This is a genomic window from Mesorhizobium sp. M1396 (assembly GCF_040317725.1).
Lineage (GTDB): Bacteria > Pseudomonadota > Alphaproteobacteria > Rhizobiales > Rhizobiaceae > Mesorhizobium.
Window position 1 is genome coordinate 1 of sequence record NZ_JAMYLA010000053.1, and the last position, 12,904, is coordinate 12,904.

A 12,904-nucleotide genomic window follows, 5' to 3' on the forward strand; every position below is an offset into this window, starting at 1 on the left:
CCCGTGAAGTCGCCGGCAAGATCGAACGCGAGACGCGCTTCTACATTACCTCGCTGGTTCTCATCGCCAGCCTGATCGGCCCCCTTGTATCTGCACGGAGATGATTTTGTGCGATGGAAGCGACTGAGCCTCGAACCGGATGGCCATCCAGTTCGAGGCTTGGCGAAGTCGCCCGATGCCCCTCCGGTTACAACCGTGGATGAGCCTGGGATCTTCGCCTTCGTCACGCACGACCGAATAGTCGCTTGGCTCCAATCGCACGCACAAGGCAGGTTACCGTGAACAAGACCCTCTGTGGAATAGATATTTCGAAAGACTGGCTCGACGCCCATATCGAGCCGATCGGAACGGCAAACCGTTTCGCCAACGAAGCGGCAGGCATCGCCGAACTCGCCGCGTTTTGTCGGAGCCATGGCGTCGAGCTCGTCGTCATGGAAGCCAGCGGCGGCTACGAGCGCCTGGCCTTCCTGCTGTTGTGGGAGATGGGTCAGCCCTGCGGCATGGCCAATGCGAGGAGCGTTCGCTACTTCGCCGAGGCAATGGGCTTCCTGGAGAAGACCGACCGGATAGATGCCGCCGTCATCGCCCGTTACGGGCAGGTCAAGCGGTTGCAGCCAACGCCGCCGCCGAGCGTAGCCCAACAACGGCTCAAGGCGCTGGTCGCCCGGCTTTCCCAGGTCACCGGCGACCTCACCATCCAGAAGCAGCGCCGCAGCGCGGCTCGCGATGCCGAGACCATCATCAGCCTCGACGAGGTTATTGCTCTGCTCAAGCGCCAGAGCCGCCGGCTCGAAGGCGAGATCGCCTCGCTGATCGACGACGATCCCTTGTGGGCATGCCTCGACCAGGCCTTCCGCTCGCTCAAGGGCGTCGCCTCGCGCACCGTGGCCCGCCTCATGGCCGAGCTGCCCGAGATCGGCATCCTCTCCAACAAGGCCATCGCCAAGCTCGCGGGCCTCGCGCCGATCGCCAATGATAGTGGCAAGCGCAGTGGCCGCCGGTCGGTGCGCGGTGGTCGCGAAGGCCCGCGTTGCTTGCGCTTGACGTTGGGCGTCTAGCGCTCTCTGTTCGAGGGCGGACCTACGGATCCGCGTTCGATGATCGCGGTCGGCAGAATGAGCCTTTCGGGCGATCGTGTTTCACCCTTCAACCGCCGGATGAGCAATTCCGCGACACTCTTGCCAAGCGCATAGACCGGCTGGTCAATGACGGTAACGGGCGGCGTTGTTACGCTCGTCCAATCTGCGTCATGGAAGGTGATCAGTGAAATGTCCTCGGGAATCCGCAAGCCGCGCTGGCGGATCACCCTGAAGATCTCCAGCGCTATGACGCTGTCGGAGGCAAGGATCGCCGTCGCCCGATCTGGTCCGGACAGCAGCTTGTCGGCAACCCCGCGCGTTTCGGCCGGGCTTGTTGCACCAAGGCGAACATAACGTTCTGGCCGCTCAATTCCGGCGTCACGGCACACGGTGAGGAAGCCGTCGATACGCTCGCGAACCGATGAGGTATAGATTTGCCCGAGATCGCGGTATTCGTGCCCTTCGGCGTCGACTGCGGTCACATAGGCGATGTTACGGTGGCCGGCATCCGCAAGAATGCGGGTCGCCCGCATGGCGATGCCGCGATCGTCGACCGTGACGGTATCGACATCCAGATCGGGCAGCGCCCGGTCAAGCAGGGCAAGTGGCCGGCCCGAACGGTGGATGTCGCGCAGATGCGAGATGTCACGCGATTCCGATGGCGTGACGATCAGTCCGTCGACGCGCTTGCCGATCAGCAGCTTCACAGCTGCCTTTTCCGCCTCGATCTTCTCACCGGAGTTGGCCAGAATGACGTTGAACCCCGCGGCCTTTGCCGCATCGCTAATGCCGCGCACCGCAAGGCTGAAGAACGGGTTCTCGATGTCGCCGACCACCACCCCGATGATGCCGGACCTGCCGGTTGTCATGCTGCGAGCCAGCTCGTTCGGACGGTAGTCCAATGCCTTGGCTGCGGCCATGACGTCCGCGCGGATCATATCGCTGACGACGCCATATCCGCCGAGCACGCGCGCGGCTGTCGCTTTCGACACGTTCGCCGCGCGGGCGACGTCGCTGACTGTTATCGACCGGGTTTTGGGCGCGGTTGTTTTCATCGGATGAACGACTACAAGAGTTGTTGACGGAAGGTCAATCTGGCGATAACGATTATCAAAGAGACCGGTCTCACACAATAAGAGACCGGTCTCTTACCCGAATGAACGAGTCCTCAGAGCGTGGAGACCTGTCGGCCGCGCAAGCCCGTGGCGGCGACGAACGATGCGAGGCGTGAAATTTACGGGCTCAACGCAAATGCCAAGAACAATAAACCCCAGAGTGGAGAGAAGACATGAGCAGGATTGGAATTCTCAAGTCATTGATATCGCCGATCCAGGTTGGCGCAATGGCTCTGATGGTTGTGTGCATCGGAGCGGGTTTGATTTCGCGGGCCGCGGCGGGTGACAATCCCTATGGTCTCATCGATGCGAAAGTCATCAGCGTCGGTACTATGGGAGACGCCAAACCCTATGCTTTCACCCAGGCGGATGGCACGTTCACGGGGTTCGACATTGAATTCTTTCGAAATGTCGCGAGCCGCCTTGGATTCAAACCGGATCAGGTGATCTTCACCGGTCAGGAGTTCTCGGCGCTGATGCCGTCGGTGGCCAATGAACGCTTCGACGTGGCGGTGGCGGCGATCGGTACGACGGAAGCGCGCAAGAAGACTGTCGACTTTTCGGACGGCTATCTCGCAGGCTATCTCTCGGTGCTCACAGCAGACAAGGCGATAAATTCGGCTGACGGGCTTAAAGGCAAGCGTCTTGGTGTCGTCCAGGGAACATTGCAGGAAATCTATGCAGCGAAGAATTTTGTCGGAACGGATCTCGTGAAATTCCCCGACAACAACTCCGCCGTTTCCGCGCTCAACAATGGAACTGTCGACGCCCATTTCCTCGACTACGAGGCTGCCAAGGACTATGGCGTCCGCTATCCGGACCTAAAGATCGCCGTTAACATCCCCTCCTTCGATGCGCCAGCGGGCTTCGTCGTGCGCAAGGGCAACGACAAGCTTCGCGATGCATTGAACACCTCCCTTCATGCGGCCATGCAGGACGGCACCTGGAAGACGCTTTATGAGAAGTGGTTCCCCGGCTCGCCGATGCCTGACCAATATCTCCCCAAGAAATGAACGAACTCAGCCGCCGGCCCTGAGGGCCGGCGGCTGGCGCGCCTCTGGGCGGCGCGAACAGCGCAATGAAAAAGGGGACCGAATGGACTGGCTTGAAAACTTGCGTCGCAGTTTCCTCGACTGGCAAGCCATGGCGTATGTGCTGCCGAGCATGATCACCATCGGATTGAGGAACACCTTGATCCTTGCGGCCGCGTCAACGGTACTCGGTGTTGTTCTGGGGATGATCCTGGCGGTCATGGGCATCTCGCAATCTCTCTGGCTGCGCATTCCGGCCCGGGTCTACACGGATGTTTTCCGCGGCCTCCCGGCGATCGTGACCATTCTGCTGATCGGCCAGGGCTTCGCCCGCATCGGCCGCGAAATCTTCGGGCCTTCGCCCTATCCACTCGGCATTCTCGCCCTCAGCCTGATCGCCGGCGCCTATATCGGAGAAATCTTCCGCTCGGGCATCCAGAGCGTCGAGCGCGGGCAGATGGAAGCCTGCAAGGCGCTCAGCATGAGCTACGGGCAGGGCATGCGCCTGATCGTAATCCCGCAGGGTATCCGCCGCGTTCTGCCGGCTCTGGTCAACCAGTTCATTGGCAACGTAAAGGATTCGAGCCTCGTCTATTTCCTCGGATTGCTTGCGTCGGAGCGCGAGATTTTCCGCGTCGGCCAGGACCAGGCGGTGGTCACAGGAAACCTCTCGCCGTTGCTTTTGGCTGGCGTTTTCTATCTCGTCATCACCGTGCCGTTGACCCATGTGGTCAATTACATCGACAACTCGCTGCGGGTCGGAAAGCAAAAGGCCGGCCTCGTCATCAGCGGCCTTGCCGAGGTGAGCGAACTGGAAAGCGCAATCAGTGGTCCACCTTCCGAGGCCAGCCCTGAGGGCAGCACGGTGCTCCCCCGGTTCAAGGGTGGCAGTCTCGCCATCACCAATCTCGACATGGCCTATGGCGATCTTGATGTCCTCAAGGGCGTCAGCCTGAAGGTCAAGCCGGGCACTGTCACATGCGTCATTGGCCCGTCGGGTTCGGGCAAGTCGACGCTGTTGCGCTGCCTTAACCGTCTGGTCGAGCCCAAAGGCGGCGACGTGCTGCTCGATGGCGCGAGCATTCTGACGATGAAGCCTGAAAAGCTACGCCGGCGTGTCGGCATGGTGTTCCAGCATTTCAACCTGTTTCCCGACCATACAGCCCTCGAAAACGTCATGCTGTCGCTGACCAAGGTCAAGGGCATTCCAGTGCAGGAGGCAGAGCGCATCGCCGAGGCCCGCCTTGCCGATGTTGGGCTTGCCGCACGCAAACACCATCGTCCCGGAAACCTGTCCGGTGGCCAGCAGCAGCGTGTCGCGATCGCTCGTGCACTGGCGATGGACCCTGAGGTCATCCTGTTCGACGAGGTGACCAGCGCTCTCGATCCCGAACTGGTGAAGGGCGTCCTCAACCTGATGGCGGACCTCGGCCAGCGTGGCATGACGATGGTCGTCGTCACCCACGAAATGGGCTTTGCCCGCAAGGTCGCCGATCAAGTCGTCTTCATGGATGAAGGCCGCGTCGTCGAGGCCGGCACGCCAGCTGCGATCTTCGACACTCCGAAAAGCGTGCGTCTGAAGCACTTCCTTGCCGAAGTGCTTTGATCGCACCATTGCAGGCTCTGAGACGCATCGAAAACAAGATGCCTTCGTTCCCGCCGTCCAGTCAAACCTCCACACAGTGAAAGAAATATCCCATGACTACATCGCATTCGGTCTCAAAGGTCGTTGTTGTCGGGGGAGGTATTTTCGGTGTCTCCTCGGCTGTTCATCTTGCAAGGCTCGGCATCGAAACCCTCCTGGTCAATGATGGACCGCTCGCCAGGGGAGCTTCCGGCCGCTCGCTCGCCTGGCTCAATTCCTCGCGCAAGCGGTCTGCTGAGTATCATCGGCTGCGCATGATTGGTATCGACCGCTACCGGACGCTGTCCGCGAGATATCCGGATGCCGCCTGGCTGCGTTTCGACGGCGGCCTGACATGGGACGCGGATGACGCCTCGAACGAGATCGCCGATGTCTTCGCCCATGAGAAACACCTGGGCTATGACGCGCGGCATCTGTCGTCAGATGCGATAGCGTCGGTCACCCTGGGCATAGATGCCAGCGCGGTCACGCCTCAGGGCGCGATCCTCAACCCAGGCGAAGGCTGGGTCGATCTGCCGTCGCTGATCGAGATACTAATTGCGGAATTCGTGGCGCGTGGCGGCCAGCTTGTCACCGATGCCGGAAGCGCCGCGGTCACGGTCATCAACGGTCGCGCCACTGGTGTCACCACGACAAGCGGCATCAGCTTTGCCGCCGATGCGGTTCTGCTGGCCACCGGCGGTGATGTGCCGCGCATGGTTGCGCAGTCCGGCCAACATATCGCCGACGGGACGCCGATTGCGCTGCTGGTCAAGACCAAGCCGGTCAACTTGCCGCTGCGGGCGGTGCTCAACACGCCACGCGTCGCCATACGTCCGACGCCAGATGGAGCCCTCGTGCTCGATTCCGCCTGGTCGGAAGACGAGGTAGTGGTCAATCCGGACGGCACTTACGGCGTAGAGGCTTCGACCGTTCAGGGGCTTCTCGACGAAGCCTCGAAAGTTCTCGCGGGCCATCCGAAGCTGGAATTGGAAAGCCACGGTGTCGGCCCCAAGCCGATCCCCGGGGACGGGGAGCCGGTATTGGGCCAATTGAAGGACATCAAGGGATACTACATCGCCTTTAGCCACAGCGGCGCAACGCTTGGCCTGATCGCCGGCGAGCTGCTTGCCGACGAGATCGCCACCGGGAGAGAGCACCCACTCCTAGCAAACTTTCGACCAGCTCGGTTTTCTTGAAGATCGATTCAAGATCGGAACTGCCGCTAATCACCTACACATGAACGCTAATCACCTACACATGAATGTTCTACCTATTGTAATACAAATCGAGCTTGAAGGAAGAACAAAACGTAATTAAAACGATAACTTGCTATTGTGGTCGATCCGATGTGGCCAGAATAACTCATGACGATCGTGCTTTTCGCCCAACCCTGCGCTCGTTTGACTCGCCCGCGTACTGCGACCCGACGTTCTTCCTTCGGCTAAAGATCCTGCCTCGCTCGTTCGACGCTGGTTTATCTTGGTCAAGCCAGCCGACTTGCATCCTCTCAGGTGAGCCCGTGCCGGACGAGATGGCGAACGACCGGCGAAAACATCTGCTGGCCGATATAAGATCCTGTGTTCGCCTGCTCGAACAGTGTTTCGGCGGCTACCGCATCCTCGACTATGGGGATACCTGCCTGGCGCGCCTGAGCCGTTATCTCGTCGGCCGCGCGGCCTTGACCCTTGCCAACGACCGTCGGCACCGGCGTTTCGTCTTTGACGTAACGCAATGCCACGGCGCGGTCGCCGGACACGAAGACGATGACCGCATTCTTCACACCCAGCTTCGCAGGTTGCATCACCGCTTCGCGCCGCTGTCGCTGCTGTTCATGGCGGATCATTGGATCTCCTTCGAGATCCTTGTGTTCGCGCTTGTATTCGGTTGCCGTCATGCGCATGTCGCGAAGGAACAGCCAGCGCTGAATGGGAACATCGATCAAGCCGATAACGACAAAGGCCAGGGCGGCGGCAATTCCAAGGGGTGTCAGCACCGCCTTGATAATCGGCTCCAGGCATGACTGACCACAGCCTGGCGCATCGAACAGCGGCTGCAGCCATTCGGTCAAGATGAATACGAACAGGCTTGCCAGCAACACCACCTTGATCAGGCCTTTGGTGAACTCGATGACGTTGCGCAGCGACAGGATTTTCTGAAGGCCCTTCGCCGGGTTTATGTTGTCGAACTGCGGCTTGAGCTGCTCAAACGAGAAGACCGGTCCGAACGTCCCCAGCATGCCGAAGGCCACGGTGAAAACGACAACGATCCCGACCAGCGGAAATGTGGCAAGCATCAGCAACGAAAACGAATGGCGAATGGCCCGCAGGCTGATCTCCCCGAACGAGCCGCCGGGCACCGTCACGGTTTGTACGAGCTCCGAAAGGCGCCTGAAGAGCATCGGCCAGGAAAAATAGAGATACGCGAGCGCTGCGAAAAGCGTGAAGCCGGAGACCAGGTCGCGGCTTTGCGAAACCTGGCCTTTGCGGCGGGCGTCACGAAGCTTCTTGTCGGACGCTGGTAATTTCTTTTCCTCAGCTTCTTCGGTCATGTTGCAATCTCATCGCACTGTCGTGGTTCCAGTAGGCCGCTGGCCTGTGTAAGGTAGGGCGGGCTTGGATACGGAGAGGTGGATATGCGGTTGCATGTCGTATTCTGGCCAATCGTCATCACGCCGGCTGGCGTCATGAGGTTGCCTCTTGCCCGGCCTTCGGCTGAGCCGATGGCAACGACCGGGAGACACTGCTCGCGTCGGCCTTGCCCGAGCGGCCCGCGATCGTGGCCAGCGGCTGGACGTTGAATTCTTGCGCGAGTTCCTGGAAGGACAGAACCGGAAGCTCGATGGCATTGTGTATGAGCAGGCTCCGCATATGACGCCGCACATCCATCGCGGCGAGGACCACCGGTGAGACGTCGGTGGAGTTCTGCGTCAGCGCCCGCTCGATTTCGGTGACCAGGGCCTGCGCATCATCGTCGGAAAGATTCAGGAATGTCCCGGTCGAAGTGCTTTGCACCGCGTTTCGCAGGATATCCTCGGCCGACCGCTGCAGGACATAGGCGGCGATGATGTTGGTGCGGCCGGCGGAGCGGAAGCTGATCTGGCGCTTCAGGGATGTGCGGACATATTCCGTCAGCAGGACGACGTCCTGTTCGCGCTGGCCCCATTCGATCAGGGCCTCGAGGATCAGGCGCAGATTGCGGATCGGCACGTTTTCATCGACGAGCCGGCGAAGCACTTCTGCGATCTTCTGCAGCGGCACGATCTCCTGTGCCTGTTTGATCAGGTCCGCATAATCCGGCTCCATGTCCGACAGCAGCCTGCGTGTCTCCTGAATCCCGACGAAATGGCCGGCATAGAGCCGAAGCGAATTTTCGGTCCATTTGGCCGCTGTTTCGGCTGGCGTGGAGAAGGCGAAGCCGGCTTCCTTCAGCACCGATATGTTGCTGTCATCGACCCACGCGAATTTGCGCTGACCGGCAACCGGAGGAGCTCTTTCGTAGGTCACTTCAAGCAGATCGAGATGCGTCGCGTCCGCTTCGACAAGAACGCGGTCGGCTGGAATTTCGGCATCCAGGATGGGCGCTCCTTCCAGATCGATGCGGATGCCTCGTGGTGAAAGCATCTCGTCGACCTGCGTGCCGATAGCCGGAACGTCGACACCGAGATCGCCGAACAGTTCGCGGCGCACGCCGTCGGCGAGTGTGGCAAACTCGGGCTCCGGGATTGAGCGTCCTAGCTCGGTTCCGAAGCGGACCACGACGCGATAGGAAGGAGGCAGTGTTCCGGTGGGGATTGCTGAAAGCGAGACGGAATTTCCTGGTTCGGGCGTGGCGATCTGGCCGATGTCTTTGGGCCCGGATTCCTGGGCAGTGCGGCGATTGATTGCGTAGGCGCCCGCTCCGAAGCAGGCGCCAAGCATGAGGAACACGACGGCAGGGAAGCCTGGCACCATGGCAAGGCCAACCATGATCACCGCGGCAAGCGCGAGCGCTCGGGAGTCCCGCAGCAGCTGGCTGGTTATTTGCTGGCCAAGGTCTCCCGTTCCGTCGGCGCTGCCGACGCGCGTCACCATCGTACCGGCGGCCACGGCGACGAGCAGTGCCGGTATCTGAGCCACCAGCCCGTCGCCCACGGTAAGCAGCGAGTAGGTGGAAGCAGCGTCCCCCAGGGACATATCGTGCTGCAGTGTCCCAACGGCGAAACCACCGACAAGGTTGACCATAATGATCACGATTCCGGCGATAACATCGCCCTTGACGAATTTCATCGCGCCGTCCATCGCGCCGAACAGCTGGCTCTCGCGCTCCAGCTGCTGGCGCAGGCGGCGTGCCTCCGCCTGATCGATGTCGCCGTTGCGCAACTCGGCATCGATACTCATCTGCTTGCCCGGCAGGGCATCGAGCGTGAAGCGCGCGGCCACCTCGGCGACGCGTTCGGCACCGCGTGCAACCACGATGAACTGTGCGACGGTGATGATCAGGAAGATGACCAGGCCTACCGCAATACTGCCGCCGACGACGAAGGTACCGAAGGCGGTAATGATGTCGCCCGCGTTGGCCTGGAGCAGGATCAGTCGCGTTGTCGTGATTGTGATGGCCAGCCGGAACAGGGTGGCGATGAGGATGACCGACGGCAGCGACGAGAACTGGAGCGGATGAGAGACGTAAAACGAAGCCAGCAGGATAAGCACGCTGATGGCGATATTTGCGGTGATGAGAATATCGACGAGGAATGTTGGCAATGGGATGAGCATCATCACCACGGCGACCAGCAGCAGGACGGCGATGACGAGGTCGCTGCGGCGTGACAGCCTCGCCAGCAATTGCAGAAGCCGCTCCGACATGGTCATTCAACACCTCGTTGCGACAGGAAGCTCAGCAAGGCACTGCGCGCCTCGGTCTTGCGCCCGGCCGCCAGCAAGGCGCGGCTCTTCAGCAAGGCAAGCGCCGGATCGTCCATTCCTTCCAAGGTCTCCAGCCTGGCGATCGTGGCAAGCGCCTTTTCCGCCTCGCCATCAAGTGTGAGCAGGTGCGCCAATGTCCTGAGCACGCCGGCATTTCCCGGCGAGAGCTGTGCGGCGATAAGCAGGTACGCCGCGCCCCGCTTTGCCTGCCCGTGACACCCGTAGAGATAGCCCAGGACATGCAGCAGATGCACCGTCTCATGCGGGTCGGTCAGATTTCGATTCCTTCCTGCATGCGACCAAGCAGATCGCGATGACGCTCGATTTCATCCTCCATCAGCGTTCTGGCGAGTGACTTGAGTTGCTCGCCGCCCTCGAGGTCAGGGACCAGGTCCGCTACGAAATGCTGAAGAATTGGCACAGAACGACGCATGATGGCTGGCTCGGGAATACTGGGCATGACGAAGTTGATGAGGATCTCATCGAGCGATTCCCCGGCTTGACCCGGAGAGGGCTGGAATTCCGCTGTTTGTGTCTTTTCCGTACCAGCGGCCGACTTCGTGCCCTGTGCACGGTTTGAGGCTTTGTCGACGCCATTCATCCGCCGCCGGTTGATCGATTGACCGCGTACGCTTTCGGCCTGGCGAACCTCGCGGCCGGGTGTGTCGCCCCTTGCCGTGTCGAACCGCGGCCCTTCAAGCCGGCGGCTCACGGATATTTCAGCGCGACCGTGGCGCCGCCCTTGGTCAGGAGAAGTTCCGTCTCGCCGATATGCTTTATGGTCCAGCCGTCATTCGTGAATGCACCTTCGTGGTAGCGTGCACCGTCGGCTGCGATGACGTAGGGCCGCTCGCCATACCAGATTGCCTGCAGCGTCAGGCGCGGAGCCTGCTCCGCATTGCCGATCATGACGTTGGAGACCAGCGCAATGTGGGCGCCGAACGCCTGGTCGAACCAGGATTGCGTTTCCGTCCAGACACCGCTCTTGTCATTCGGGATCATCCCCGAGACCAAGAGGCGTCCCGTTGATTGCTGAACGGTCAATGCGCTTATGCCCGACTGCTCGAGATGCTGCTTGAGCTGGCTTGCCGCTGCGGCGGCATTCTGAATTTGCGGCGGCGATGAATCGTCCAGCACTTCTTGCCCTGCCGCGCCGGCGAAGGCCATTCTGATCGGTTCGCCGTCCTGAGAGGCTAGCTTCTCCTCGCCAATGTCTGGCTTGGCGAAAGAGAACCCGTTCGCAGCGACGGAGACGGCGAAGACGGCAAGGAGAACGCTGCCCGCAACCAGGAGAGGACGATTGGAAACAGGCCAGCGGTTCGATCCGCGCGCCGGGTTAACCAGCCGGATACTGGCATCACCCACATGTATGATGAGCGGCAGCCTGCAGCGGCTGCCATGTCCCTCGTGGATGGTCTCTCCCGTGGCAAGCGCCACATCACCGCCAACGGCTTCGATTTCAAACTGGCTGCCCTGACGCCGCAGCCTTGCATGGATCGGCGCGATGCCTGCATCCCTGAGGACAATGTCCGACTCCGTGCTGGAGCCGACCGTATAGAACGGCTCGACCAGATCGATTTCGGCGCCGGCGTGAAATCCGTGGATTACGCTCAGCGCGATGGAATGTCCTGCTGCCGTGGAGGGAGCGATAATCGAGCGGAACCGGCGCGCCGGTGCCGCATCCAGATATCTGCCGATAGGCCTAGCGGTCATGCAACTTGATCTCCCGCCGATGACAATTTCAAATGCAGCCAGACGACGGCGTTGAAAGGTTTCTGCCGTGCAGTACGCCGCCGGTTGCTTGCGGCGGCGTACGGGTTCGAAAATCCGCTGCCTTAGGCCTTTTCAGCCGACTGGCCGAGCGTTTTCGCGGTGCTCATCAGCATGTCATGTTGGGATTTCGCGATCTCTTTCGTGATCTCCAGCCCGAACATGCGCTCCTGGTGCTTGATCATCTTGTCCAGGTTCTGTTCCGGCGACCCGGCAGAGCCGGAGGTAATGGGAGGGGTAGCAGCCATCATTGTCTCCTTGAGGGACTATTCAAGTTACAAACTCCGGACTCACACCGCTGCGATCCGGCAGGTTGCCGAGGCACTCTAAGGCAGCATGACCGAAATTGAAAGTCCATTTGGAATATGCGACCCGCTCAAGTTCCAACTGTTGCATTGCCAACGCGTGAGGAGTAATCTGCCAAGCGGGTGAATGGGGTACTTCAGGATGGAAAAAGGTCCTTTGGCCGAGTTATTGGTCGAACGGTTTGACAATATGCCGCCGCAGTTGCGGGTCGCCGCGCGTTTCGTGCTGGATCATCCCAAGGAGGTCGCGCTGATGTCGATGCGCGAGCAGGCGCACCAGGCTGGCGTTTCGCACAGCACGATGATGCGGCTGGCGCGATTGCTTGGCCTTGAAGGTTACGAGGATATGCGCGGTCTTTATGCGCGCGCGCTGCGGGAGACGATCGCAGGAGAGCCGGCGCGACAGGGGATCGAACAGCGTGGCGATCCGGGATATTCGACCGTCGGCGTCGTTGCCGACACGCTAGCGGCCCAGATTTCAAGTCTTGGTGAATACACCAACGCCATACAGATCGTTGCCGCCGCCGACCTGCTTGCAAGATCGCGCGATGTTTTCGGTCTCGGCTCACGTTCGGCTTATCCGGTCGCCAGCCACTTCGTTCACGTCATGTCGTTTCTGGCTGGCGGTGATCGCAAGGTGACGCTTGTCGGCGAGATGGCCGGACAGGGCCTGGATGCACTCCAGCACGCGGGACGTGGCGACGTGCTTCTGGCTGTGGGCATGGCGCCTTATGAACGCACGACCATCGACGTGGCGCGCCAGGCGGCTCGGCAAGGCGTCGGCGTGATTGCAATCACCGACAGCAGCGTGTCTCCGCTGACGCGGATCGCGCGGGAGACAATCATAGTCACGTCGAATTCTCAGTCGTTCTTCCGAAGCATGGCGCCGGCGTTCGCCGCCGTCGAGCTTCTGGCGGCGCTGACGGCAGCGCGGTCCGAAACGGATGCCGTCGAACGGGTAAAACAGTCGGAAGAGCAGCTTGCCGCTTTCGGCATTTATTGGAAGCCCCCTCGATAGCCTCCGAAAGGGTGCGATCGGGCGGGCGTGCCGGCGGCCAGGCTGCCGGCAACAGTGA

Annotated in this window: 11 protein-coding genes and 1 pseudogene; 5 read left to right on the plus strand and 7 right to left on the minus strand. The window is 60.8% G+C overall.

The window, feature by feature from the left end; genetic code table 11:
• Window positions 1–278 precede the first annotated feature (278 nt).
• A pseudogene (locus NKH02_RS27325) lies at window positions 279–1,031 on the plus strand (IS110 family RNA-guided transposase); the annotation flags it as partial.
• A 23-nt stretch (window positions 1,032–1,054) separates the two neighbouring features.
• Here NKH02_RS27325 and NKH02_RS27330 read toward each other — a convergent pair.
• A complete protein-coding gene (locus tag NKH02_RS27330; RefSeq protein ID WP_352882815.1) occupies window positions 1,055–2,134 on the minus strand; it encodes a LacI family DNA-binding transcriptional regulator in 1,080 nt (359 codons plus the stop codon).
• A 287-nt stretch (window positions 2,135–2,421) separates the two neighbouring features.
• Between NKH02_RS27330 and NKH02_RS27335 the strand changes: the two genes are divergently transcribed.
• The 3 genes from NKH02_RS27335 to NKH02_RS27345 all read left to right on the plus strand — a co-directional run bounded on the left by NKH02_RS27335 (window position 2,422) and on the right by NKH02_RS27345 (window position 6,048).
• Window positions 2,422–3,207: an ABC transporter substrate-binding protein gene (locus NKH02_RS27335; protein ID WP_502911087.1), complete on the plus strand. Its 786-nt coding sequence runs from the start codon at window positions 2,422–2,424 to the stop codon at window positions 3,205–3,207.
• Between the two features lie 82 nt (window positions 3,208–3,289).
• Entirely contained in the window at window positions 3,290–4,831 is a 1,542-nt protein-coding gene (locus NKH02_RS27340; RefSeq protein ID WP_352882817.1) for an amino acid ABC transporter permease/ATP-binding protein, read from the plus strand.
• Window positions 4,832–4,923: 92 nt separating this feature from the next.
• Window positions 4,924–6,048, plus strand: a complete 1,125-nt coding sequence (locus NKH02_RS27345) for an NAD(P)/FAD-dependent oxidoreductase (protein WP_352882818.1) — start codon at window positions 4,924–4,926, stop codon at window positions 6,046–6,048.
• A 311-nt stretch (window positions 6,049–6,359) separates the two neighbouring features.
• Here NKH02_RS27345 and NKH02_RS27350 read toward each other — a convergent pair whose 3' ends face one another.
• From NKH02_RS27350 to NKH02_RS27375, 6 genes are all read right to left on the minus strand, one after another.
• On the minus strand, window positions 6,360–7,400 hold the full coding sequence (locus tag NKH02_RS27350) for an EscU/YscU/HrcU family type III secretion system export apparatus switch protein (RefSeq protein ID WP_352882819.1): 1,041 nt from the start codon (window positions 7,398–7,400) through the stop codon (window positions 6,360–6,362).
• A 133-nt stretch (window positions 7,401–7,533) separates the two neighbouring features.
• Entirely contained in the window at window positions 7,534–9,699 is a 2,166-nt protein-coding gene (gene sctV / locus NKH02_RS27355) for a type III secretion system export apparatus subunit SctV (protein WP_352882820.1), read from the minus strand.
• Window positions 9,696–10,007: a tetratricopeptide repeat protein gene (locus tag NKH02_RS27360; RefSeq protein ID WP_352882821.1), complete on the minus strand. Its 312-nt coding sequence runs from the start codon at window positions 10,005–10,007 to the stop codon at window positions 9,696–9,698. The genes sctV and NKH02_RS27360 overlap by 4 nt, the downstream gene beginning before the upstream one ends.
• Window positions 10,008–10,024: 17 nt before the next feature.
• Window positions 10,025–10,465 (minus strand): hypothetical protein, encoded by a 441-nt coding sequence (locus NKH02_RS27365; RefSeq protein WP_352882822.1) that lies wholly within the window; start codon window positions 10,463–10,465, stop codon window positions 10,025–10,027.
• On the minus strand, window positions 10,462–11,466 hold the full coding sequence (locus NKH02_RS27370) for a SctD/MshK family protein (protein ID WP_352882823.1): 1,005 nt from the start codon (window positions 11,464–11,466) through the stop codon (window positions 10,462–10,464). The genes NKH02_RS27365 and NKH02_RS27370 overlap by 4 nt, the downstream gene beginning before the upstream one ends.
• 122 nt (window positions 11,467–11,588) lie before the next feature.
• Window positions 11,589–11,774 (minus strand): hypothetical protein, encoded by a 186-nt coding sequence (locus NKH02_RS27375; protein ID WP_145972194.1) that lies wholly within the window; start codon window positions 11,772–11,774, stop codon window positions 11,589–11,591.
• Window positions 11,775–11,985: 211 nt separating this feature from the next.
• On the opposite strand from NKH02_RS27375, the gene NKH02_RS27380 reads away from it, so the two are divergent.
• Window positions 11,986–12,846, plus strand: coding sequence for a MurR/RpiR family transcriptional regulator (locus NKH02_RS27380; protein ID WP_352882824.1), 861 nt, complete (start codon window positions 11,986–11,988; stop codon window positions 12,844–12,846).
• Window positions 12,847–12,904 lie beyond the last annotated feature (58 nt).